22 protein-coding genes are annotated in these 23,806 nt (G+C 66.3%); 18 read left to right on the top strand and 4 right to left on the bottom strand.

From position 1 onward, the window contains the following. Nucleotides 1-77: 77 nt before the first annotated feature. Genes GDH07_RS24510 through GDH07_RS24490 form a run of 5 tightly spaced genes read left to right on the top strand, consistent with a single transcriptional unit; the run spans nt 78 to nt 4,977 of the window. On the top strand, nt 78-2,864 hold the full coding sequence (locus GDH07_RS24510) for a hybrid sensor histidine kinase/response regulator (protein WP_031320798.1): 2,787 nt from the start codon (nt 78-80) through the stop codon (nt 2,862-2,864). A gap of 41 nt (nt 2,865-2,905) precedes the next feature. Further along, nucleotides 2,906-3,502 (top strand): MarC family protein, encoded by a 597-nt coding sequence (locus tag GDH07_RS24505; RefSeq protein WP_022642054.1) that lies wholly within the window; start codon nt 2,906-2,908, stop codon nt 3,500-3,502. Nucleotides 3,503-3,528: 26 nt separating this feature from the next. After that, nucleotides 3,529-3,987 (top strand): hypothetical protein, encoded by a 459-nt coding sequence (locus GDH07_RS24500; RefSeq protein ID WP_152899150.1) that lies wholly within the window; start codon nt 3,529-3,531, stop codon nt 3,985-3,987. A 22-nt stretch (nt 3,988-4,009) separates the two neighbouring features. Continuing rightward, the gene (locus GDH07_RS24495) at nt 4,010-4,552 is read left to right on the top strand and encodes a CPCC family cysteine-rich protein (RefSeq protein WP_022642052.1); all 543 of its coding nucleotides are present in this window, start codon (nt 4,010-4,012) and stop codon (nt 4,550-4,552) included. Next, nucleotides 4,549-4,977 carry an SMI1/KNR4 family protein gene (locus tag GDH07_RS24490; protein ID WP_022642051.1) on the top strand — a complete coding sequence of 143 codons (429 nt, stop codon included), beginning with the start codon at nt 4,549-4,551 and terminating at the stop codon, nt 4,975-4,977. The genes GDH07_RS24495 and GDH07_RS24490 overlap by 4 nt, the downstream gene beginning before the upstream one ends. Nucleotides 4,978-5,049: 72 nt before the next feature. Here GDH07_RS24490 and cobJ read toward each other — a convergent pair whose 3' ends face one another. Genes cobJ through cobG form a run of 4 tightly spaced genes read right to left on the bottom strand, consistent with a single transcriptional unit; the run spans nt 5,050 to nt 9,512 of the window. Next, on the bottom strand, nt 5,050-6,759 hold the full coding sequence (cobJ, locus tag GDH07_RS24485) for a precorrin-3B C(17)-methyltransferase (protein ID WP_152899149.1): 1,710 nt from the start codon (nt 6,757-6,759) through the stop codon (nt 5,050-5,052). Beyond that, the gene (locus tag GDH07_RS24480) at nt 6,759-7,490 is read right to left on the bottom strand and encodes a precorrin-2 C(20)-methyltransferase (protein ID WP_031320795.1); all 732 of its coding nucleotides are present in this window, start codon (nt 7,488-7,490) and stop codon (nt 6,759-6,761) included. Before GDH07_RS24480 ends, cobJ begins: the two co-directional genes overlap by 1 nt. Next, a complete protein-coding gene (locus tag GDH07_RS24475; protein ID WP_022642048.1) occupies nt 7,490-8,116 on the bottom strand; it encodes a precorrin-8X methylmutase in 627 nt (208 codons plus the stop codon). Before GDH07_RS24475 ends, GDH07_RS24480 begins: the two co-directional genes overlap by 1 nt. Continuing rightward, entirely contained in the window at nt 8,109-9,512 is a 1,404-nt protein-coding gene (cobG, locus tag GDH07_RS24470; protein ID WP_152899148.1) for a precorrin-3B synthase, read from the bottom strand. Before cobG ends, GDH07_RS24475 begins: the two co-directional genes overlap by 8 nt. A 48-nt stretch (nt 9,513-9,560) precedes the next feature. On the opposite strand from cobG, the gene cbiE reads away from it, so the two are divergent. The 13 genes from cbiE to GDH07_RS24400 all read left to right on the top strand — a co-directional run bounded on the left by cbiE (nt 9,561) and on the right by GDH07_RS24400 (nt 23,722). Then, nucleotides 9,561-10,805, top strand: a complete 1,245-nt coding sequence (cbiE, locus tag GDH07_RS24465) for a precorrin-6y C5,15-methyltransferase (decarboxylating) subunit CbiE (protein WP_152899147.1) — start codon at nt 9,561-9,563, stop codon at nt 10,803-10,805. Beyond that, nucleotides 10,798-11,895 carry a cobalt-precorrin-5B (C(1))-methyltransferase gene (locus GDH07_RS24460; RefSeq protein WP_152899146.1) on the top strand — a complete coding sequence of 366 codons (1,098 nt, stop codon included), beginning with the start codon at nt 10,798-10,800 and terminating at the stop codon, nt 11,893-11,895. The genes cbiE and GDH07_RS24460 overlap by 8 nt, the downstream gene beginning before the upstream one ends. Continuing rightward, nucleotides 11,892-12,620, top strand: a complete 729-nt coding sequence (locus GDH07_RS24455; protein ID WP_152899145.1) for a cobalt-precorrin-6A reductase — start codon at nt 11,892-11,894, stop codon at nt 12,618-12,620. The genes GDH07_RS24460 and GDH07_RS24455 overlap by 4 nt, the downstream gene beginning before the upstream one ends. Before the next feature lie 487 nt (nt 12,621-13,107). Then, nucleotides 13,108-13,386: an addiction module antidote protein gene (locus tag GDH07_RS24445; RefSeq protein WP_152899144.1), complete on the top strand. Its 279-nt coding sequence runs from the start codon at nt 13,108-13,110 to the stop codon at nt 13,384-13,386. 99 nt (nt 13,387-13,485) lie between these two features. Further along, a complete protein-coding gene (locus GDH07_RS24440) occupies nt 13,486-13,884 on the top strand; it encodes a DUF2946 domain-containing protein (RefSeq protein ID WP_053132267.1) in 399 nt (132 codons plus the stop codon). A 49-nt stretch (nt 13,885-13,933) separates the two neighbouring features. Further along, entirely contained in the window at nt 13,934-14,428 is a 495-nt protein-coding gene (locus tag GDH07_RS24435) for a copper chaperone PCu(A)C (RefSeq protein ID WP_053132269.1), read from the top strand. 115 nt (nt 14,429-14,543) lie between these two features. Beyond that, nucleotides 14,544-14,897 (top strand): DUF2946 domain-containing protein, encoded by a 354-nt coding sequence (locus GDH07_RS24430; protein ID WP_053132933.1) that lies wholly within the window; start codon nt 14,544-14,546, stop codon nt 14,895-14,897. A gap of 88 nt (nt 14,898-14,985) precedes the next feature. Further along, on the top strand, nt 14,986-17,118 hold the full coding sequence (locus GDH07_RS24425; RefSeq protein ID WP_152899143.1) for a TonB-dependent copper receptor: 2,133 nt from the start codon (nt 14,986-14,988) through the stop codon (nt 17,116-17,118). Nucleotides 17,119-17,258: 140 nt separating this feature from the next. Then, on the top strand, nt 17,259-18,641 hold the full coding sequence (locus tag GDH07_RS24420) for a PepSY-associated TM helix domain-containing protein (RefSeq protein WP_152899142.1): 1,383 nt from the start codon (nt 17,259-17,261) through the stop codon (nt 18,639-18,641). 153 nt (nt 18,642-18,794) lie between these two features. Continuing rightward, the gene (locus GDH07_RS24415) at nt 18,795-20,933 is read left to right on the top strand and encodes a TonB-dependent receptor (RefSeq protein ID WP_152899141.1); all 2,139 of its coding nucleotides are present in this window, start codon (nt 18,795-18,797) and stop codon (nt 20,931-20,933) included. A 37-nt stretch (nt 20,934-20,970) separates the two neighbouring features. Beyond that, on the top strand, nt 20,971-21,759 hold the full coding sequence (locus GDH07_RS24410; protein ID WP_085595414.1) for an ABC transporter ATP-binding protein: 789 nt from the start codon (nt 20,971-20,973) through the stop codon (nt 21,757-21,759). Next, on the top strand, nt 21,756-22,715 hold the full coding sequence (locus GDH07_RS24405; protein ID WP_152899140.1) for an ABC transporter substrate-binding protein: 960 nt from the start codon (nt 21,756-21,758) through the stop codon (nt 22,713-22,715). Before GDH07_RS24410 ends, GDH07_RS24405 begins: the two co-directional genes overlap by 4 nt. Continuing rightward, nucleotides 22,712-23,722 (top strand): FecCD family ABC transporter permease, encoded by a 1,011-nt coding sequence (locus GDH07_RS24400; RefSeq protein WP_085595418.1) that lies wholly within the window; start codon nt 22,712-22,714, stop codon nt 23,720-23,722. Before GDH07_RS24405 ends, GDH07_RS24400 begins: the two co-directional genes overlap by 4 nt. Nucleotides 23,723-23,806 lie beyond the last annotated feature (84 nt).

The following is a 23,806-nucleotide window of genomic DNA, read 5'->3' as shown; positions in this document are numbered from 1 at the left end:
GCTTCCAGGCCCTTGCCGGGCGCTCATTGCGCCGCGCATAGTTATAATCAGGCATCAACCAACGAAGGGATTTCGCCGTGCGCTGGCTCAGGATTGCCCTAGGCTTCACCGTCACATTGCTGACCCTGCTCTGCATGAATCCGGCCCTGGCCGCTCAAGGCAGTGGCTGGGCGGTGCTGCTCGACGATCAGGGCGACCTGCAACTCAGTGACATCCGCTCCCCGCGCTACACCAACCAGTTCAGCCCCATCGAGCTGGACAAGCTCACCGCCGCCGAGCCCAACGGCGCCCTGTGGCTACGCTTCAAGCTCCAGCCGGGCACCCATGAGCAGATCCTGCGGATCTTCGCTCCCGACCTGTCCCACCTGAATCTCTACGTGCTCGACGGCGACCAGCTGATCGAGCAAGTGAACACCGGCTCCAGCCAGCCCCAGACGGAAAAGCCGCTGCCCAGCAGCGACTTCGCACTGCCGCTGCCACAGAGCGGCAAGACGCTGGACGTCTACGTACGCCTGGTGTCCGAACACGAACTGCGCCCCTACATCACCCTGCAATCGGCGGTGATGGCCGCCGCCAGCCAGGGCCAGACCCTGGTCTACGGCCTGCTGTTCGGCTGCCTGGCGATGCTGATCCTGCACAACCTCACGCGCTTCGCCTACACCCGCTCGCGCAGCAGCCTGTGGCTGGCGGTCTGCGAGGCCCTGCTGACCCTCAGCCTGATGATGCTGCTGAACCTGTTCGGCCCCTGGCTGCCGGACTGGCAATCCCTGCAGACTCCCGGCGCCTACCTGGCGCTGCTGCTGACCGCCCCTGCCGGCATGATGTTCGCCTATCGGTTCTTCTCCCCGGTGGGGCCGCATCCGCTGAACCGCCTGCTACTGGGCAACATCCTGCTGATCGCCTTGTCCGGCCTGTTGCTGTTGATCATCAGCAGCCTGCCGTTGAACATCGTCACCTATGCCCTGGTAGCCCTAGCCGGTTTGAGCATGCTGTTCATCGGCGGCTACCACTGGCACAAGGGCTACCGCCCGGCCCGTTGTTTCGTCGCCGCCATGGCGATCTTCAACTTCGGCACCCTGGTGATCATGCCCGCCCTGCTCGGCCTGACACTGGTGCCCCCGCAAGGCCTGATCGTGACCTTGATGAGCGTGGTCTGCGTGGCCGGCCTGCTGATGAGCGTGGCCCTGGGCGAGCGCCAGCGCCACATCACCGAGAACCGCTTCAGCGCCAGCCGCGACCTTGCCGCCAGCACCGCCGAGGTCAATGCCAAGGCCGAGTTCCTGGCCAAGATCAGCCACGAGATCCGCACCCCGATGAACGGCGTGCTGGGCATGACCGAGCTGCTGCTGGGCACGCCGCTGTCGGTCAAGCAGCGCGACTACGTGCAGACCATCCACAGCGCCGGCAACGAACTGCTGACCCTGATCAACGAGATCCTCGACATCTCCAAGCTCGAATCCGGGCAGATCGAACTGGACGACGTACAGTTCGATCTCAATGCCCTGATCGAAGACTGCCTGAGCATCTTCCGGGCCAAGGCCGAGCAGCAGAACGTCGAGCTGATCAGCTTCATCCAGCCCCAGGTGCCACGGGTCATCAGCGGCGATCCGACACGGTTGCGCCAGGCCCTGTTGAGCTTGCTGGAAAACGCCCTGAAGAAGACCGACGAAGGCGAAGTGCTGATCGTCGTCGCCCTCGACGAGCGCAGCAGCAAGCCGCGCCTGCGTATTGCCGTGCAAGATAGCGGGCAGCCCATGGAGCCCGAGGAACGCGACGCGCTGCTGCATACCGAGCTGCACAGCAAGAATTTCCTGGCCACCACCCGCCTGGGCGGCAACCTGGGCCTGGTGATCGCTCGCCAGCTGATCCTGCTGATGCATGGCGAATTCGGCATCAAGAGCGGCAACCAGCAAGGCAGCACCCTGTGGCTGACCCTGCCGCTGGATGCCGACCGCCTGGAGCATCCCACCGCCGACCTCGACGGCCCGCTGCAAGGGGCCCGGGTCTTGGTGGTGGACGACAACGACACCTGCCGCAAGGTCCTGGTGCAGCAATGCAGTGCCTGGGGCCTGAACGTCAGCGCCGTGCCTTCGGGCAAGGAAGCCCTGGCCCTGCTGCGAACCAAGGCACACTTGCGCGACTACTTCGACGTGGTCCTGCTGGACCAGAACATGCCCGGCATGACCGGCATGCAGTTGGCGGCGAAGATCAAGGAAGACCCGAGCCTGAACCACGACATCCTGCTGATCATGCTCACCGGCATCAGCAACGCGCCGAGCAAGGTGATCGCACGCAATGCCGGGATCAAGCGCATCCTCGCCAAGCCAGTGGCCGGCTACACCCTCAAGACCACCCTGGCCGACGAGCTCAGCCACCGCGACAAGGCGCCCACCACGCCCTACAACCAGCCCCTGGCCCAAGTCCTGGGCCCGGAGCCGATCACCGTGCCCAGCGACTTCCGCATCCTGGTAGCCGAGGACAACAGCATCTCCACCAAGGTGATCCGCGGCATGCTCGGCAAACTCAACCTGCAGCCCGATACCGCCAGCAACGGCGAGGAAGCCCTGCAGGCGATGAAAGCCAAGCGCTACGACCTGGTGCTGATGGACTGCGAGATGCCGGTGCTCGACGGGTTTTCCGCCACCCAGCAACTGCGGGCCTGGGAAGTGGGCAACCAGCGAGTGCGCACGCCGGTGGTGGCCCTCACCGCCCATATCCTGGCCGAGCACAAGGAGCGCGCGCGCCAGGCCGGCATGGACGGGCACATGGCCAAGCCGGTGGAGCTCTCGCAACTGCGCGAACTGGTGGAGCACTGGGTAACCCAGCGCGACTTGCGCGAACGCAGCGCCGCCCACACCAGCTGAGTTAAACTCTGGCTCGCCCTCCCTAGTCGTGAGCTTCCATCATGCTCCACGTGCTGTTCAGCGTTTACCTGAAGATGCTGGTGCTCTACAGCCCCTTCTTCGTCCTCTCGTGCTTCATCAGCCTGACCCGTGGCTACTCCCTCAAGGAGCGTCGGCGCCTGGCCTGGAAAGTCGCCCTAGCGACCCTGGTCTCCAGTGTGCTGCTGTACCTGTTCGGGCGGGTGATCTTCGGCGTGTTCGGCATCACCGTGGATGCGTTCCGCATCGGCGCGGGCTCGGTGCTGTTCATCTCCGCCCTGGGCATGGCCCAGGGCAAGTCGGCGGTACAGACCGACAACGTGCAGCAGGACGTGACCATAGTCCCGCTGACCATTCCCCTGACAGTCGGCCCCGGCACCATCGGCGCCCTGCTGGTAATGGGCGTCAGCCAGCCACACTGGGACGACAAGCTCACCGCCATCCTCAGCATCGCCCTGGCCAGCCTCACGGTGGGCGTGGTGCTGTACCTGTCCAACCGCATCGAGCGCATCCTCGGCGACCAGGGCCTGCAGATCGTCAGCCGGTTGATGGGCCTGTTCGTCTGTGCCCTGGCGGCGCAGATCATCTTCACCGGGGTGCGCGGCTACCTGGTGCCCTAGCCAGCCCTCATCGCAACGGAATGCCCATGCCCTACAACGCCGACCAGGCCTTTATCCAGCAGCAATGGCTGGACGAAGCCTACCCGCGGGAAAACACCCTGATCCTGGGCAATGGTTTCTACTGCCTGTTCGAGTTGCCCCACGGGGCAAGCCGCCTGCAGGACAAGGTGTGGCTCCCGGCCCTGGATCACCGACCGGCAGAAGCCTGCGAAGGCCTGGCGACCCTGGGCTGTTCGGCCCACGGCCCGGAGCCCTGGCAAGCCCTGGGTGGCGAATGCGCAGCCCACGGCGGCGATGGCTTCCTGGCGCTGCAGGAGAAAGACTCGCAGCGCCTGATCTGGCTGCTGGTGCTCCGGGAAACCAACCCCTTCGCCCAGGTGCGAATCCGCGACCGGCATATAGAGGCCCAATCCACCAGCGGGGTCAGCGTTTGCATCCCCATCGAGCGACCGGATCAGCTGACCCTGGTCTGGCCGGCGTGCTGATTCCCTTACCGAGCACAGCCCCATGAAGCCACTGACGCGCCCTGCGGCCATCGACCGCTTGAGCCGGCACCGCCTGCTCGCACTCTCGGCGCAGGAACGCGCCGATCACCTGCTGAACGTCTGGACCCTGGCCCCCGAAGCCCCGGAATTCGCCACCCTCTCAGCCAGCCTGGGGGAGGAAATGCAGACTCGGGAACCGCCGGAAAACGCCGAGCCCGCGCGTTACGATGCGCTGATCCTGGTCAGCCTGCGCGCCGCCTACCATGGCGTCAGCAACCCCTACCTGAGCCGCTGCCTGGCCGAGGCCGGCTACCCGCGCCAGCCGGTCGAGGGCCCGGTGGAAACCCTATTGGCCTGCCCTTGCTGTGGCTACCTGACCCTCGGCGCCCATGGCGAATACGAGATCTGCGGCCTGTGCCACTGGGAAGACGACGGCTGCCAGGCACTGGATGTGCTGAGCGGCCCCAACCACAAGACCCTGGCCCAGGCCCGGGAACACTTTGCCCAGATCCAGGGCAGCCTGCCCCTGGACAAATGGCCACCTATCATCAAGGACCACCCATGATTCCCCCGCAGTTGGTCGCCCTGATCGAAGCCCAGCCCAGCTTCCGCCCGCGCCCAGACACCGCCGGGGTCACCCGAGCGCTGGCAACACTGGGCATTGCCCTGGACAGCGAGTTCGCACAGATCTACCTGGCTTACCACCCCGCCGACTTCGCAAGCCGTGCAAGCTACGAAGTGCTGATGAATATCGCCGAACCCAGCGAAGAGATCCTTGTAGGTACCGAGTTCATTCATGAAGTATGGGAGCTGCCGCAGAACTTCATCGCCTTCACCTCATTGCAAGGCGAAGGCGGCTACTTGCTGGACAAGGACAGCGGCGGCGTCTGGGATTTCGACCTGGGCGACTGGGAAGCCTTCACCGCTGGCCGCATTGCCGCCAGATGGACCGGTTTCTTCGAATTTATCACCTGGTATTTGCAGCCCTAAGCGACAAGCTCCAAACCTCAAGCTGCAAGTTTTCAGCTTGCCGCTCAAAGCTCGAAGCTTGCCGCTGCCCCTCTAGTACCAGCGCGGCGTGTAGACCCACTCGCCGCCATCCGCCTTGGCAAAGGTGCAGGTAGTGGAGGAGCCCACCAGCACCATGGTGCGCATGTCCACCTGCTCTGGGGTCAGCTCGCCCAGGGTGGTGACGCGCAGGGTCTGGCCCGGGCGACCGATGTCGCGCCCCAATACCACCGGGGTTTGCGCTGTGCGGTGCTGGCGCACGATCTCCAGGGCCCGGCCCAATTGCCACGGCCGGGAACGGGAGATGGGGTTGTAGAAGGCCAGCACCAGGTCGGCCTGGGAGGCGAGGTCCAGGCGCTTCTCGATGATGTCCCAGGGCTTGAGGTTGTCCGACAGCGACAGCACGCAGAAGTCATGGCCCAGTGGCGCGCCCGCCTGGGCGGCGGTGGCCAGGGAGGCCGACACCCCGGGCAGGATCTCCAGGTCGACGTTGTGCCAGGCCGGGTCGCTGGATTCGTGCAGGGCTTCGAGCACCGCCGAGGCCATGGCGAACACGCCCGGATCGCCGGACGACACCACCACCACCGAACGGCCCTGGGCCGCCAGCTCGAAGGCGTGGCGGGCGCGCTGCATTTCCTCGCGGTTGTCGGTGCAGTGCATGATCTGGTCGGCGCGGAACGGGCCCGCCATGCGCACATAGGTTTCGTAGCCGAGGATGTCCTGGGCCCGGGCCAGCTCGGCCTTGACCGCCGGCACCATCAGTTCGGCGGCGCCCGGCCCCAGGCCGATCACGGCCAGGCGACCACGGGGCTGGCCGATCCGCTGCGGGTCCAGGGGTTCGCTGGCCACGGCGATGGCGATGTCCTCGCCCATACTGAGGGGCGGCAGCAATTGCGGCACCGCTTGTTGCGCCAGCTCGGCCACGCTGCTGGCCGCCGGGGCAAAACGCAGCGGCACGCCCAGCTCGGCGGCGGCGTCACGCAAGGTCGGGCTGGCCATTTCACTGTCGGCGGCCAGCAGGCAAGCGACGGACTGGCGAGCGATCCCGGCCTGGTGCAGAGCGTCCCGCAGATGCTCGGCCAATTCGAGCCCGCTATCGCGAGCAAGCTCGTTCCTGCAAGTGAGTGCGATGAGAACACTGCGCGGGTAGATCAGCAGTTCGTTGGTCGCGGGTTCGCGCTCGGCGGAACCGACCCGGATGGTCAACCGGGCTTCGCGATCCTCCGGCAAACGGGCTTCGGCCAGCCAGGGCGCGGCGCCTTCGATGCGCACGCTCTCGCCACCCAGCAGGTCGGAGACAAAGCGCTTGCCCTGCTCCAGGTCGCCCAGGGCATAACCGCTGGGCGGGTTGAGCAGGCAAGTGCCGAAGCGCAGCTCACCGCTGGTGGTGATGGCCGCCGCCACGCCCAGGCCGGCAGCGATCTTGCGAGCCATGACGTTGACCCCACCCAGGCCGCCCAGCAATGGCACCACCGCGCTGCCGTCCTCGGCCACCGCCAGTACCGGCGGCTCGGCGCCCTTCTCCAGCAGCAGCGGCGCCAGGGTGCGGATCACGATGCCGGCGGCGCACAGGGCGATGATCGGCGTGTCTTGTTGATAGAGCTGACGCAGGGTCGCGCCGAACTCCTGGTAACTGCGGTCGGCGCCCGTGGTGCGCTCGGCCAGGCCGTAGACCAGCGCGTCGGGGTACAGGCGCTGGATCCGCCGCGCGGTATCGAGGCTGCCTTGGCCAAGGATGACGATGGCCGGAATCGAACGCGCCATCAGCCTTGCCACCTTTGTCCGGGAACGATGATCAACGAGAAGTACGGCGACGACATCGGCTCCACCTCGTCCAGGGGCACGATCTTCTGGTTGGCCATGGTCGCGCGCTCGACATACAGCGCCCGCTGCGCCAGCCCCAGCTCATCCAGGACCTGGCGGACCTTGGGGAAATTGCGCCCCAGCTTCATCACCACTGCCGCGTCGGCATCGGCCAGGCGGCGCTTGAGTTCCTCATGGGGCAGCACCCCGGACAGCACCGACAGGCTCTGGTTGCGATACACCAACGGCGCACCCAGCACCGAGGCGCCGCCGAGCATCGAGCAGACCCCCGGCACCACTTCGGCCTGGTAGCGCTCGGCCAGGCGGTCGTGCAGGTACATGTAGGAACCGTAGAAGAACGGGTCGCCCTCGCAGATCACCGCCACATCGCGGCCGGCATCCAGGTGCTCGGCCACTTGCACGCTGGCTTCGTCGTAGAAATCGCTGATCACCTGCTCATAGGACAGCGGTGCCGGCAGCGCTTCGGTGGTCACCGGGTAGACCAGCGGCAGCAGGGTCTGCGCCTCCTGCAGGTGCGCCTCGATGATGCCGAAGGCATTGCCCTTTTTCCCCTTGGCGACGAAGTAGGCCACCACCGGCGACTCGCGCAGCAGGCGCAGGGCCTTGAGGGTAATCAGTTCCGGATCACCAGGGCCCACGCCGAGGCCGATCAAACGTCCAGGTTGCTGCATCATTCGATCTCCGTGGCCAGGGCGTTGACGGCGGCGGCGGCCATGGCACTGCCGCCCAGGCGGCCTTGCATGATCACGAACGGCACGCCACGGCTGTCGGCGGCCAGCATCGCCTTGGATTCGGCAGCGCCGACGAAACCCACCGGGAAGCCAAGGATCAGCGCTGGCTTAGGTGCGCCGGCGTCGAGCATTTCCAACAGGTAGAACAGCGCGGTGGGGGCATTGCCGATCACCACCACGCTGCCTTCCAGGTAGGGCCGCCACAGTTCCAGGGCCACCGCCGAACGGGTGTTGCCCAGCTCGCGGGCCAGCTGCGGCACGCTCTCGTCACGCAGGGTGCAGATCACCTGGTTGTTGGCCGGCAGCCGTGCCCGGGTGATGCCCTCGGACACCATCCGCGCATCGCAGAGGATCGGTGCCCCAGCAGCCAGGGCCTCGCGCCCGGCCTTGCCGGCGCCTTCAGAAAACTGCAGGCCATCGATGGCCTCGACCATGCCGCAGGCGTGGATCACCCGTACCGCGAGTTTTTCCAGGTCGGCCGGAATGCGTTCTAGCTTGGCTTCTTCGCGGATGATCGCGAAGGAGTTGCGATAGATCTCCTGACCGTCGCGGATGTAATCAATCATCAAGGTGGCTCCGTTGGCGGACATCAAGCAGCGCTTGTGCCGCTTCTATAGAAAGGTTGCGCGCCCGCAGCCTGCCGAACCCCGGCTGCGTGGCGTCGCGCACATACAAGTCGTAGCGTCCCGGGGCCACCGCCAACAGGGTGGTGGGCGCTACATGGGCCGCAGCGCAAGTGCGCAGGCAGCCAGAAAGGTGTACCGCCGCCTGCTGCCCCTGGGCCTGCAACAGGGCCGCCAGGCGCAGCGCATCGCCCTTGGTATCGGCCTGGGCCTTGGCGCAACCGCTGGAGCCGGTGCAGGCAATCAGGTGGGCCAGGGCCTGCTCGGGACGGCAAAGCAAACCCAGCTCGGCCAGGCCAGCGGTCACCGCCGGGGCATCCGCCACGGCAATGTCGGGCAGCAGCAGGCTCTGCCAGGGCGTCAGGCGCAGGCTGGCGTCGCCATAGCGCAGGGCCAGTTGCGCGGCCCCCTTGAGCATGCCCGGGTCGAGCCGCCCCAGGGGCGCGACCGCACCGACATAGACCCGCCCGGCCACGGCCTGTGGATAAGTTCCCAGGTGCAAGCCCTCGACGACCGCCGGCCGGCGCCAGCCATCGACGCTCAGCAGCGGGCCGCCCAGGCGCTGTTGCACCTGGAGCAGAAATTCCGCCAGCGGCACCTGGGCCAGCAAGTGCCGCATACGGGTCTGCTCGGGGCTCGCCAGGTCGAGGAACGCCTCCAGCACCGCCACCAGCAGGTCATGGCCCTGCTCCAGCGGCACCGCCGCCAACGGCGCATCCACCGGGCAACCGGCCAGGCCGAAGGCCAGCAACCGCTGGCCCTCTCGCTCGCAAGCCGCCAGCCACAAATCGTGGTGATGCTGGAGCATGGCCAGGGCTTCGCCACCGTCCAGTTGCACGGCGAACTTGGGCGACAACTCGTGGAACCGTGAATGACCTTGCAGGGTGTGCAGGATCTGCGCCGCCAGAGGCCGGGTATCGACCAGGCACTGGCGGTCGATACCGGCGCTGGGGCTGAGCATCAGGTTGCGCACATCGTCACCGGCCGCTATGGTCGGCCCCAGGCCTGCATCCAGCAGCTTGGCGATCAGTGCCTGGTGCTCGTCGCCGATGCCACGGATCTGCAGGTTGGCGCGATTGGTGGCCTCGATCACCCCGCCGGCGAACTCCTGCGCCGCCTCGGCCACGGCCACGGCCTGGGCCGCGCTGATGACCCCGCCGGCCAGCTTGATCCGGCAGATACCGCCGTCCAGGGCCGGGACGATACGCAACAACCCCGGACAGGCCGAGGGGCGGATGGCAGTGGACAGCGGACGTGGGTTCAAAGGAGTGACCGGCAGTGTGGGAAAAACGCTTCGCGGGCGAAGGCGCGGTATTATGCCTGCTTTGTCCGAAGGCATGAAAAGCCTGCCTGTCGGAACCCTGGCTTTTGTGTTCGAGGAATATCCATGTCGCCCTGGCTGACAGTAGTGGGAATCGGTGAAGACGGCTTCAAGGGCCTGGGTCGCAATGCCCGCCATGCCCTGTTGGGCGCTTCGCGGATCGTCGGCGGGCAACGTCAGCTGGAGCTGCTGCCGGCCTGCATCCGTGGCGAACGCCAGCTATGGCCCAGCCCGTTTTCCCTGGAGCCGGTACTCGCCCAGCGTGGTACCGCGGTGTGCGTGCTGGCCAGCGGTGACCCGATGTTCTTCGGCGTCGGCGCCAGCCTGGCGCGGCAACTGCCCGCCGAGGAACTGCTGATCTTGCCCGCGCCCTCCTCCTGCGCCCTGGCCGCCGCGCGCCTGGGCTGGCCCCTGCAGGAAGTGGTCAGCCTGTCGCTGGTGGCGCGGCCATTGGCCGCACTCAACGCCCATTTGGCCAACGGCCTGCGCCTGCTGGTGCTGAGCAATGACCGCCACAGCCCGGCGGCGGTGGCCGGCCTGCTGCGCGAGCGCGGCTTCGGCCCGAGCCGGATCAGTGTCCTGGAACACCTGGGCGGCCCGTTGGAGCGGCGTATCGACGGCACCGCCGACGACTGGCAAGACCCGGCCATCGCCGACCTCAACCTGCTGGCCATCGACTGCCGTGCCAGCCTCGACGCGCCACGCCTGTCGCGCCTGGCCGGCCTGCCGGACTCGACCTTTGCCCATGACGGCCAGTTGACCAAGCGCGACGTACGCGCCATGACCCTGGCCCGCCTGGCCCCGATGCCCGGCGAGCTGCTGTGGGATGTCGGTGCCGGCAGCGGCTCGATCGGCATCGAGTGGATGCGCGCCCACCCCAGTTGCCGCGCCCTGGCCATCGAGGCCGACGCGGGCCGCCAGCAGCTGATCGAACACAACCGCGACACCCTGGGCGTTCCCGGGTTGCAACTGATCCGTGGCAGCGCGCCCCAGGCCCTGGCTGGCCTGGAGCGCCCGGACGCGATCTTCATCGGCGGCGGCGTGACCCGCGACGGGGTGCTCGCCACCTGCTGGGAACGACTCAAGCCCGGCGGCCGCCTGGTGGCCAATGCGGTGACCCTGCAAAGCGAGATGACCCTGATGGACTGGCGCCAGCGCCACGGCGGCGAACTGACCCGCATCCATGTGGCCCAGGCCCAGCCGCTGGGGGAGTTCGACACCTGGCGCCAGGCTTTGCCCATCACCCTGCTGGAACTGCACAAACCCCAGGACCCAGCCTGCACGCCATCCGGGGACGCGCCCCATGCGTGAGGAAACCGCCGAACAGCCCGCTGCACTGCGCAGCGGCCTGACCACCGGCAGTTGCGCCACCGCCACCAGCCTCGCGGCCGCCCGCCTGCTGCTGGGCAACGTCGAGGCCGATGCGGTGGATATCGTCCTGCCCAAGGGCAAAGAGGTGCGGATGCGCCTGGAGTTCTGCCGGCGCACCAGCGACGGTGCCGAGGCCGGGACCATCAAGGATGCCGGCGACGACCCGGACGTGACCCATGGCGCCCTGCTCTACTCCCAGGTACGCCTGACCCATGAGCCAGGCATTCGCTTCGTGGCCGGGGCCGGGGTCGGTACCGTGACCCGCCCCGGGCTGGTCCTGGCGGTGGGCGAGCCGGCGATCAACCCGGTGCCGCGGCGGATGATCGGCGAGCACCTGCAACGCCTGGCCGAGGAACAGGCCTACAACGGCGGCTTCGAAGTCACGGTGAACGTCGAGGGCGGCGAGGTCCTGGCGCAGAAGACCATGAACCCGCGCCTGGGAATTCTCGGCGGATTGTCGATCCTGGGCACCAGTGGCATCGTCCGGCCGTTTTCCTGTGCGGCCTATATCGCCTCGATCCACCAGGGCATCGATGTCGCCAGGAGCAACGGCTACCAGCACGTCGCCGCCTGCACCGGCAACGCCAGCGAAGACACCATGCGCCGGGTCTACGACCTGCCGGAAATCGCCCTGATCGAAATGGGCGACTTCGTCGGCGCGGTCCTCAAGCATCTGCGCAAGGCCCCTGTGGATAAACTCAGCCTGTGCGGCGGCTTCGGCAAGATCAGCAAGCTGGCAGCCGGGCACATGGACCTGCACAGCCGCCACTCCAGCATCGACCTGCCGCAGCTGGCGCAATGGGCCGCCGAAATCGGTGCCGACCAACCGCTGCAAGAGGCCATCCGCCAGGCCAATACCAGCCAGCAGGCACTGGCCATGGCCAGCGCCGCCGGAGTCGCCCTGGGCGATGCGGTGTGCCGCCACGCCCTGGACTTCGCCCGCAGCGTAGTACCGGCCCAGGTCCAGGTGGAAGTCTTCGCCATCGACCGCCAGGGCGGCATCGTCGGCCATGCCGGAGCCCAGTCATGAGCCGCATCCTGCTGCTGGGTGGGGTCACCGAGGCCCTGGCCATCGCCCGCTCCCTGGGGCCTGAACATGTCTACAGCCTGGCCGGCATCGGCCGGGTGCCCACGGACCTGGCCTGCCAGGTGCGGGTCGGTGGGTATGGCGGAGCCGAGGGCCTGGCGCAGTTCATTCGCGCCGAGAACATCACTCTGCTACTGGATGCCACTCATCCTTATGCCGCGCAGATCAGCGCCAATGCCCAGGCCGCCGCCCGGCTCGTCGGCATTCCCTGCTGGGCCCTGCGCCGCCCGGCCTGGCAAGCGCAGCCCGGGGACGACTGGCGCGAGGTGGCCGACTGGCCGCAACTGATGCAAGCCCTCGAACCTTTCCAGCGACCACTGTTCACCCTGGGTCGTGAACCCTTGCAGCATCTGGAGGAGATTCCCGCCGGCCAGTTCTGGACCCTGCGCGCCCTGCAAGCCTGCCCGGGCAACGAGCGCTGCGAAGTGATCGGTGCTCGCGGCCCGTTCCAGATCGACGACGAGCGCGAACTGTTCACGCGCCGGCGCATCGATGTGCTGATCAGCAAGAACAGCGGCAGCAGCGCCACCGAACCCAAGCTGGAAGTGGCCCGCGAACGGGGAGTACCAGTGTTGATACTCAAGCGCCCCGAACTGCCCGAGGTCGATCGCTGTTTTACCGAAGTGCCCCAACTCCTGGCCGCCCTCGAGCGGCTGTCCAGCGCCTGACAGCAAAAAGCGCCGCGCCTCACCTCAACCTGGGAACTCCCTGGCTGTGCCCGCCAGTCTCCGACCTTAACTTCCTTGGGAGCTCTGCAACGGCCGGCTGCACGCCCGGTCGTCGCAGCGTTGCCTTTCATCTGGCAAATGAGTTGCCAGAGACGTATCCCAAGGAATACAGCCGCCATGTTCATCTTCGAGCAAACCCAGGAGTTCAGCCACTGGCTCACTCGCCTCAAGGCCCCTCAGGGGAAGACCCGCGTACTGGCCCGGATCAGGGCAGCGCAACTAGCAGGCCATTGAAAAATGTAGGCGAGGCAGCCAGCGCAAGGCAAAAACAGGCGAAAAAGCGCAGTTTACGAGTGGTAAATGAGCATTTTGACCGGGCTGGCGCACCAGCCTGTTTTTAACGCCGCGATGGCAACGCAGGTAGTTTTTCAACGGCCTGCTAGGGCGGTTCGGCGACTGTGTATCAATAGGAGGTGGAGTCCATGAGATGCGTATCCACCGCGGGCCCGGCTACCTCAAGACCCCGCAAGACATGGTGGCCTACCTCGATGCCTGCTTCGAGAAAGATGCCGGTGATGGCGTGCTGATCCGCGCCGCCCTCAACGACATCGCCCGCGCCCGTGGCATGACCCAGGTAGCCCGGGACACCGGCCTGGGCCGCGAAAGCCTGTACAAGGCGCTGGGCAGCCAGGGCAATCCCGAGTTCGCGACTATCATCAAGGTGATGAAGGCGCTGGGACTCAAGCTCCAGGTCAGCCCGGCCTGAGCCAGCACTGCGACACCACACCGCACACGGTGTTTTTTTACTTATCCACAGCGATCAGGCTAAATACCCGCCTGATCGCTCAACCGACGGATCGTCACCATGTCCCGACAACGGCTCGCATTTGCCTGGATCGCCTGCTTCGCAGTGCTGTTCAACATGCTTGCCATGCCGCTTTCCGGGGCCATGCAGAGCAGCGACCAAGGGCTGGATGAACAACTGCTATGGGGCAGTTTCTGTTCCTCCAGCGGCACCAAGATGATCGCCATCTCCCTGGGCAAGCTCGAACAAAAAGCCCCGCAGAACGACGATCACTCGAACATGCAGCATTGCTGGTGCTGCTCCGGCTCGGCGCCCTTGGTGGCCCTGCCTGGCCATGCGCCGCAGCTGTACTTCACCCGCTTCATCGCCCAGCCGGGCGCCCCGCAACCGCCGCTCGAGCAACTCACCCCGCGCCAGCAATGGCCCAGCCTGAATCCCGGTGCACCGCCTCTGGCATGATTCCCTTTCGCAAGTGACCTGCGTTTTTGAATCGTTCTGGAGAACCACCATGCTCAAGTCTTCCCTGGTCAAGCACACCCTGCTGCTGGCCGCCCTGCTGTTGCCTGCCAGCTTCGCCAGCGCCCATGAATACAAGGCCGGCCAATTGCAGATCGACCATCCCTGGTCCCAGGAACTGCCGCCGAACGCGCCGACCGTCGCCGCCTACTTCGTGCTGCACAACCCGGGCAAGAACGCCGACACCCTGCTCAGCGTCGAGACGCCGATCGCCGGTCGCGCCGAACTGCATGAGCATGTGATGCAGGGCGACATGATGAAGATGCAGCAGGTGGCCAAGGTGGTCGTGCCCGCCGGTGGCGAAGTGCGATTCGCGCCCATGAGCTATCACGTGATGCTCATGGAGCTCAAGGACCGCAGCCTGCTCAGCGATGGCAAGCGCTTCCCGCTGACCCTGCACTTCGAGAAGGCCGGCGACGTCACCGTCGAGGTCGCCGTGCAGAAGCAGGCACCCGGCGCAGCGCAAGAGCATCAGCACGCTCACTAAGCACTGACCGCCGGTCCCATCCGTGAACACCCCGCTCGCGCCTGGCCGCAGGCGGTCCGCAGCACGCCGTACCTCCATAGGGGTGCGGCGCGGCAGCTGGATCAGTCTGTTCGCCATGCTGATGATCTTCATCGGTCCGCTGATTTCCCAGTCGATGCCGATGGATCACGCGATGCCGATGAACATGTCCGTATCCATGGACATGGGCAGCGGCGTGTCCGGCTGCCACGGCGATAACCCACACGCTTCGCACCCTGCAAAATCCCAAGGCGAGCAACATGTGCTCTGGGAGAAATGCGGTTATTGCAGCCTGCTGTTCAACTGCCCGGCACTGCCATCGGGGCTGTCATTCGCCCAGCTCGATGCACCGCTGGCCCAGCATTTCCTGATCCCCGCCACGCGCCTGGGCCACGCCCGGCAGACCGTGTTCCCCGGCGCGCTGACCCGCGCTCCGCCGATCGACGCCTGAGTCACCTGCTCACTCCACACGGCCGGCTGTCAGCACGACAGGCGTGCGCTCGCGGCCGTGTCATTCAAGACCGATCGATGGAACCATTATGTTTTCTGCTGACTCTCGCCTGGGCGTTGCCCAGCCAACCAAGCCCTTTGCCCTGAACCCGTCGCGCCAGCACTTCAACCGTGCCCTGGCCGTGCTGTGTGGTGCCCTGCTGACGCCCCTGGCCATGGCCGACGACACTTCGGCCGAACACGCCCATCACAGTACCGAGCTGAGCCCGACGGTGATCACCGCCATCGCCCCCAGCTCGCCCCTGACCGTGGTCACCAACCCCAAGGACCCACGCCAGCCGGTGCCGGCCAGCGATGGCGGCGACTACCTCAAGACCATTCCCGGCTTCGCCCTGGTGCGCAACGGCGGCACCAACGGCGACCCGGTGCTGCGTGGCATGTTCGGCTCGCGCCTGAACATCCTCACCAACGGCAGCATGATGCTCGGCGCCTGCCCTGGCCGCATGGACGCCCCGACCTCCTACATCTCCCCGGAAACCTACGACCGGCTGACGGTGATCAAGGGTCCGCAAACCGTACTCTGGGGCCCCGGCGCCTCCGCTGGCACCGTGCTCTTCGACCGTGAGCCCGAGCACTTCGGCGAACTCGGCACCCGGGTCAACGCCAGCTTGCTGGCCGGCTCCAACGGCCGCTTCGACAAGACCCTGGACGCGGCCGCTGGCGGCCCCCTGGGTTATGTCCGGGTGATCGGCAACACCGCCCACTCCGACGACTACAAGGACGGCAACAACGACACCGTGGCCTCGCGCTACGACAAGTGGAACGGCGATGTCGCCCTGGGCTGGACCCCGGACGCCGACACCCTGCTGGAGCTGACTGCTGGCAAGGGCGACGGCGAGGCCCGCTACGCCGGTCGCGGCATGGATGGTTCGCAGTTCAAGCGCGAGAGCCTGGGCCTGCGGTTCGAGAAATCCAACATCGGCGAGGTCCTGGACAAGGTCGAGGCCCAGGTCTATTACAACTACGCCGACCACGTGATGGACAACTACAGCCTGCGCACCCCGTCGGGCAGCGGCATGATGGGCAAGCCCATGGTCAGCAACGTCGACCGCCGCACCCTGGGCGCACGGATCAAGGCCACCTGGCGCTGGGCCGATGTGCAGCTGATCGGCGGCATCGATGCCCAGACCAACGAACATCGCCAGCGCGGCGGCATGGGCGTGGATGCGCACAAGGGCCAGCCCTGGGCCAAGGACGCCGACTTCCACAACTACGGCGCCTTCGGCGAGCTGACCTGGTACGCCGCCGAGCGCGACCGGCTGATCACCGGCGCCCGCCTCGATCGAGCCTCGGCCAAGGACTACCGGCAGAGCATCAAGTCGGGAATGATGAGCCGCCCCAACCCCACCGCCGGCGACACCCGTGCCGACACACTGCCCAGCGGTTTCGTGCGTTACGAGCATGACCTGGCCGACAGCCCGACCACCTTGTATGCCGGTCTCGGCCACGCCCAGCGCTTCCCCGACTACTGGGAGCTGTTCTCGCCGAAGATGGGCCCGGCCGGCTCGTTGAACGCCTTCGACTCGATCAAGCCGGAAAAGACCACCCAACTCGACTTCGGCCTGCAATACCAGGGCGCCGACCTGGAAGCCTGGGCCTCGGGCTACATCGGCCAGGTACGGGACTACATCCTCTTCGACTACAACTCGAAAATGATGGGCATGAGCACGTCCCGGGCCGAGAACATCGACGCCCGGATCATGGGCGGCGAACTGGGCGCGGCCTACAAGCTGACCTCCAACTGGAAGGCCGATGCCACCCTGGCCTACGCCTGGGGCAAGAACAGCAGCGATGGCAAGGCCCTGCCACAGATGCCACCGCTGGATGCGCGCTTCGGCCTGACCTACAGCGAGGACGACTGGAGCGCCGGCGCCTTGTGGCGGGTGGTGGCGGCGCAGAACCGCGTCGACCTGAACAAGGGCAACGTGGTCGGCAAGGACTTCGGCAAGAGCGGCGGCTTCGGCGTGTTCTCCCTCAACGGCGCCTACCGCATCAACAAGAACCTCAAGCTCAGCACCGGGGTCGACAACCTGTTCGGCAAGGCCTACGCCGAGCACCTGAACCTGGCGGGCAACGCCGGCTTCGGCTACCCGGCCACTGATCCACAAGCCATCAAGGAACCCGGCCGCACCTTCTGGACCAAGGTCGACCTGAGCTTCTGACGAACCGTTGCAGCGGCTACACCAGGCACCTGTAGCCGCTGCCGAGCTGGCGAGGCTGCGACAAGGCCCGCAGGGCCCTCAGCAGTGGTTGCAGGAGCCACCCATAACGACAGATCCACAGCCTTGCGGAGCGCTTCCCGATGAACCGACCCAAAGTGTCTTTCTACAACCTGGCCTGGCGCTGGCATTTCTACGCCGGGCTGTTCGTCGCCCCTTTCATGGTGATGCTGGCCCTGACCGGTATCGTCTACCTGTTCAAACCGCAACTCGATCCACTGATGTACCCCAGCTTGCTCAAGGTCCCCGCCGGGCAGCACAGCCTGGCGGCCGACGAACTGCTGCAACGGGTCCAGGCGGCCTATCCCCAGGGCCATATCAAGCAGTACCTGCCACCTGTGGATGCCGGGCGCAGCGCCCAGTTCGTGGTGCAGCACAAAGGCCAGGAACTCAACGTCTTCATCGATCCCTACCATGGCGACGTACTCGGCGAGCAGGATGCCAAGCGCAACCTGCAAGCGGTGGCCCGGGCCATTCACGGCGAGCTGATGATCGGCACCGTCGGCGACCGGCTGGTGGAGCTGGCGGCCAGCTGGGGCATCGTCCTGGTGGTCTCGGGCCTGTACCTGTGGTGGCCACGGGGCAAGTCTTCGGCAGGCGTGCTATGGCCACGCCTGAATGCCCGGGGCCGGCTGTTCTGGCGCGACCTGCATGGCGTGCTGGGGTTCTGGGGCGCGGCCTTCCTGCTGTTGATGCTGCTCAGCGGCATGAGCTGGACCGGCTTCTGGGGCAGGCAGTACGCCGACCTGTGGAACCGCTTCCCGGTGGCCATGTGGAACGACGTACCGACCTCCGACCAGCAGGCCGGCGAGCTCAACAGCGCCACCCGCCAGACCGTGCCCTGGGCCCTGGAGAACACGCCGATGCCGATGTCCGGCGACCATGCCGAGCACATGGGCCATGCCATGGCCGCAGCGGCCCCGGCAGCCCCGGCCATCAGCTTGCAACAGGTCCAGGACATTGCTCGCCAGCGCCAGGTCGAGCCCGGCTACAGCATCACCCTGCCCAGCAGCGCCACCGGGGTGTTCACCATCGCCCTGTTCGCCGACGACCCGCGCAACGACGCCACGCTGCATGTCGACCAGTACACCGGCAAGGTCCTGGCCGATGTGCGCTGGCAGCACTACAGCAATGTGGCCCGGGCCACCGAGCTGGGCGTGATGCTGCACGAGGGCAAGATGTTCGGCCGCTTCAACCAGCTGGTGGTGCTGGTGGTGTGCCTGATGATCCTTCTGGGTGCGGTGAGCGGCATCGTCATGTGGTGGCAGCGTCGCCCCGCCGGCCGTCTCGGGGTGCCGCCGCTGCGCCACGATCTGCCACGCTGGAAAACCGCGATGCTGGTCATCGCCCTGCTGGCCGTGACCTTTCCCCTGGTAGGCGCCTCGCTGGTGGTGGTGTGGTTGCTGGATCGCCTGGTGCTCTCGCGCTGGAACCGCGATCCTGAATCTGCCTCATCTTCCACATGAATCAGCCGAGATGCGCATTGCAGAGGGCTCTGTACAATCCCCGCGCTTTAGCCGCGCACAGATATAGTGTTACTTTATAACACTTGATGTAAGCTCCTTGCCCGCAGCCCCCCACTGTGGGCAACCCTCTCGAAGAAGCGATTCACCGCCCCGATGAACAAGTACCTGCTGTCCAGTCTCTGCCTGCTCGCCCTGCCGTCCCTGTCCCAGGCCGACGATGCCGCCCTGACCCTGCCCACCGGCACCATCTCTGCCGCAGCCAACGACAGCAACGACAGCGTCAGCCTGAGGACCCCGACCACCGCTGGTTCACGCCTGGGCCTGAGCGCCCTGGAAACCCCGGCCAGCACCGACAGCCTGAGTGGCGAGCGCATCCGCGCCCGGGGCGATCGCAGCATCCAGGACGCGGTATCGCGCAGCGCCGGCATCAGCCGCACCGGCACCCCCGGGGACGGCGGCACCTCGTTGTCGGCCCGGGGCTTCACCGGGCAGAGTTCGGTGATGCAACTCTACGATGGCAACCGCATGTATACCGGCATGGGCACCGTGACCTTTCCGGTGAACAGCTGGGCCGTGGAACGGGTCGACGTACTGCGCGGCCCGGCCTCGGTGCTGTACGGCGAAGGCGCCACTGGCGCGGTGATCAACACCATCCCCAAGAAGCCCTTCAGTGGCGAGATCGAGAACCACCTGCGCTTGGGCTACGGCTCCTTCGATCGCCAGCAACAGGCCCTGGACAGTGGCGGTTCGCTGAGCGACAGCCTGAGCTACCGGCTCAACCTCAATCGCGAACGCAGCAACGGCTGGGTCGACCGTGGCGATTCCTCAGGGGATTTCGTCAGCGCCGCCCTGCGCTGGCAGGCCCGCGATGACCTGGCCTTCACCCTGGCCCACGACTACGGCGACCAGAACCCGATGAACTACTTCGGCACGCCGCTGATCGACGGGCGCTTGCACAAGCGCCTGCGGGACAAGAACTACAACGTCAGCAACGACAAGCAGCACTACAACGACCAGTGGACCCGCCTGACCAGCGAGTGGCAGATTTCCGATAACCTCAGCGCCAGCAACGAGCTGTACTACCTCAAGGCCCAGCGCCGCTGGCAGAACGCCGAGAACTACAACTGGAACACGACGGACCGGCAACTGAGCCGCAGCGGCTACTTCGGTATCGGCCACCAGCAGGAACAGGTGGGCGATCGCCAGACCTTCACCCTCAAGCACTCGCTGTTCGGCCTCGACAGCCAGACCCTGGTCGGGATGGACTACAACCGCATCCGCTTCCATATGAAGAGCAACTCGCCCTTCGATGACGTCACCACCCATGGTGACCCCATCGACCTGTACCACCCAGCCAAAGGCGAGTTCATCAGCAACAGCCCCTACCGCGATCAGTTCAAGACCACCACCAGGCAGATGTCGGTCTTCGCCGAAAACCGCCTGCAACTCAGCGAGCGCTGGTCCCTGGTGACCGGTGTGCGCCGTGACTATGCGCATATCGATCGCGATGACTTGAAGGACGGCAGCCAGAGCGACAAGACCCTGACCGGCAACAACTGGAAGGCCGGCCTGGTGTTCGCCGTCACCCCGGACACCTCCCTGTACGGCCAATACTCCACCAGCACCGATGGTGTCGGCGGATTGATTTCCCTGAGTCCGGATCAGCAGCAATTCGACCTGTCCACCGCCAAGCAGACCGAGATCGGCCTCAAGCAGATGTTCTGGGACCAGCGCGGCGAATGGACCCTGGCGGCCTACCACATCGTCAAGAAGAAGCTGCTGATAGATGTGCCTCAAGTTCCCGGGGTTGCGCCCCGCAAGGATCAAGTAGGCCAGCAATCCTCCAATGGCCTGGAGGCCAGCCTGGACCTGCAACTGCCCCACGCCTGGCAACTGCAGGCCAATGCCGCCATCGTTCGTGCCCAGTACGATGACTTCACCCAGATTGTGGATAACCAGCCAGTCTCTCGCGATGGCAAGCGCCCGGTGGACGTGCCACGGCGCACCGCCAACCTGTGGCTGAGCAAGGCCATCAACGACGACCTGCAGGCCGGCGCCGGGGTGCGCTACGTGGATGCGCGCTACGCCGACATGGCCAACCGCAACCAGCTGCCCAGCTACACCGTGGTGGACGCCAACATCTCGTGGCAAGCCTTGCGCAATACCACCCTGGGCCTGCAATTGAACAATCTGTTCGACCGCCAGTACGCCCAAAGCCAATACAATGACGGCCAGCAATGGATACTCGGCGAGCCGCGCTCGTTCTTCGTCACCGCCGACTATCGCTTCTGAACCCTTGCCGGACCACCGGCAACCACACGGACAAGGCATGACCTCGCTGAACCTCCTCGACCTGGCCTGGAGCCCCCTGGGCCAGGGCCACTGCCACCACCAGTTCCAACTGCGTGAGGCCAACCTGCACGTGCAGGCCGGGGAGTTCGTCGGCCTGATCGGGCCCAATGGCAGCGGCAAGACCAGCCTGCTGCGCTGCGCCTATCGCTTCAGCAAGCCGCAGCAGGGCGAGGTGCAACTGGCCCACCAGAATGTCTGGAAGCAGTCGCCACGCTGGTGCGCACAACGCATCGCCGTGGTGCTCCAGGAGTTTCCCGATGCCTTCGGCCTCACTGTGCAGGAGGTGGTCGCCATGGGCCGCACCCCACACAAGGGCCTGTTCGACGGCGACACCCGGCACGACCATGCCATCGCCCGCGAGGCCCTGGAATCCGTGGGTCTGCTGGGCTTCGAGGAGCATGCCTTCGCGACCCTGTCGGGCGGGGAAAAACAACGGGTGATCCTGGCCCGGGCCCTTGCCCAGCAACCGCAGTTGCTGATCCTCGACGAGCCGACCAACCACCTCGACCCGCGCTACCAGCTGGAACTGCTGCAACGGGTCAAGCGCCTGGGCATCGGCACCCTGGCCAGCATCCACGACCTGAACCTGGCCGCGGCCTTCTGCGACCGGTTGTACGTCCTCGACCACGGACGCATCGTCGCCAGCGGCACTCCCGGCGAAGTGCTCACAGTCGAGTTGCTGCGCAACGTCTTCGGCGTCGAGGCGCTGATCGATGCCCACCCCCTGTCCGGCTACCCACGAATCACCTGGATCACCCAACCATGACCTTGCGCTCCCTGCTTCGCTCCAGCCTGCTCCTGGCCCTGTCACTGGGGGCCGCCCAGGCCTTCGCCGAGGCCACCCGCTACCCATTGACCATCACCAGCTGCAACCGCGAAGTGACCTTCAAGCAAGCGCCCACGCATGCCCTGAGCCACGACATCAACATGACCCAGATGATGCTCGCCCTGGGGCTCAAATCGCGCATGGTGGGCTACAGCGGAATCAGCGGCTGGAAGGCCGTGACCCCACAGATGAGCGCCCTGCTGGACGGCCTGCCGGAGCTGGCGGCCAAGTACCCGTCGGTGGAGACCCTGCTCAATGCCAACGTCGACTTCCTGTTCGCCGGCTGGGACTACGGCATGCGCGTGGGCGGCGACCTGACCCCGCAGACCCTGGCGCCCCTGGGCATCAATGTCTATGAGTTGACCGAGTCCTGCGCTTTCGTGATGAAGCGCCCGGCCGCCAGTCTCGACGATACCTACAACGACCTGCGCAACCTCGGCCGGATCTTCGACGTGCAGGATCGCGCCAATGCGCTGATCGCCCAGATGCAGGAGCAGGTGGCCCAGGTGCAACAGGACCTGCCCGCGGAAAAACCCCAGGTATTCCTCTACGACAGCGGCGAAGACCGGGCCATGACCTCCGGCCGCCTGGGCATGCCCCAAGCGCTGATCGACGCTGCCGGCGGGCGCAACATCCTCGACGACGTCGAGGCCAGCTGGACCCGGGTCAACTGGGAGACCGTGGTGGAGCGCAACCCGCAAGTGATCGTCATCGTCGACTACAGCGAGGTCACCGCCGAGCAGAAGCAGCAGTTCCTGCTGGACAACCCGGCGCTGCAAGGCGTCGACGCCATCAAGAACCAGCGCTTCATCGTCATCCCCTATGTGCAGGCCACCCCCGGCATCGACAACGTGCTGGCGGTGGAAACCCTGGCCAAGGGTTTCCACGGCGAATGACTACACGTCGCTACAGCTGGCTGCTCTTGACCCTCGCCGGCCTGCTCCTGGTCTCTTGCGTGCTGTCCCTGGGCTTCGGCCCGGCGCGGGTGCCGGTGGACGTGGTGGGCCGAATCCTGCTGCACAAGACCCTGGGCCTGGGCGAGGTGGACTGGAGTCCCGGCCAGGAACATATCGTCTGGCTGATCCGCGTGCCGCGCATGCTCCTGGGGGCGCTGGTGGGCGCCGGGCTGGCGCTGATCGGCGCGGTGCTGCAAGCGGTGACCCGCAACCCGCTGGCCGACCCGCACCTGCTGGGCGTCACCTCCGGCGCCACCCTGGGCGCAGTGATCGTGGTCCTGCACGTGGGCCAGGTCATCGGCCTGCTGACCCTGCCCCTGGCCGCCTTCATCGGCGCCGTGGCGAGCATGATCCTGGTGCTGGGCATCGCCGCCCGCAGCGGTCGCCTGGACAGCGACCGCCTGCTGCTGTGCGGGGTGGCGGTGTCGTTCGTGATGATGGCGGTGGCCAACCTGCTGCTGTTCATGGGCGACCACCGGGCCAGCTCGGCGGTGATGTTCTGGATGCTCGGCGGCCTGGGCCTGGCGCGCTGGGAGCTGCTGGCGATTCCCGCGATCAGCGTGCTCCTCGGGTTGCTGTTGCTGCTGGGCATGGCCCGGCCATTGAACGCCCTGATGGCCGGCGAGCAGACCGCCGTGACCCTGGGCCTGAACGCGCGCAACGTGCGCCTGAAGGTATTCCTGATCGCCTCGCTGATGACCGGGGTGCTGGTGTCCATCAGCGGTTCCATCGGCTTCGTCGGGCTGATGGTGCCGCACATCGCCCGGCGCCTGGTGGGTGCCGAACACCGTCGATTGCTGCCGGCCTGCGTGCTGCTGGGCAGCCTGTTCCTGGTGTGGGTGGACGTCGCCGCGCGAACCCTGATCGCCCCCGAGGACCTGCCCATCGGCGTGGCCACCGCGGCCATCGGCGGCTTGTTCTTCATTGGTCTGATGCGCCGGCGCTGAGTCCGATACCTGGAGGCAGGAACCGGCTTGCCGGTGCCTGCACAAACCAGCCGCATCACTGGCAGCGATGCATTAAGATCTCGC

Source organism: Pseudomonas piscis, assembly GCF_009380155.1.
Lineage (GTDB): Bacteria > Pseudomonadota > Gammaproteobacteria > Pseudomonadales > Pseudomonadaceae > Aquipseudomonas > Aquipseudomonas piscis.
Note: the sequence above shows the minus strand (reverse complement) of the source record. Positions and strands in the feature narration are given on the sequence as shown.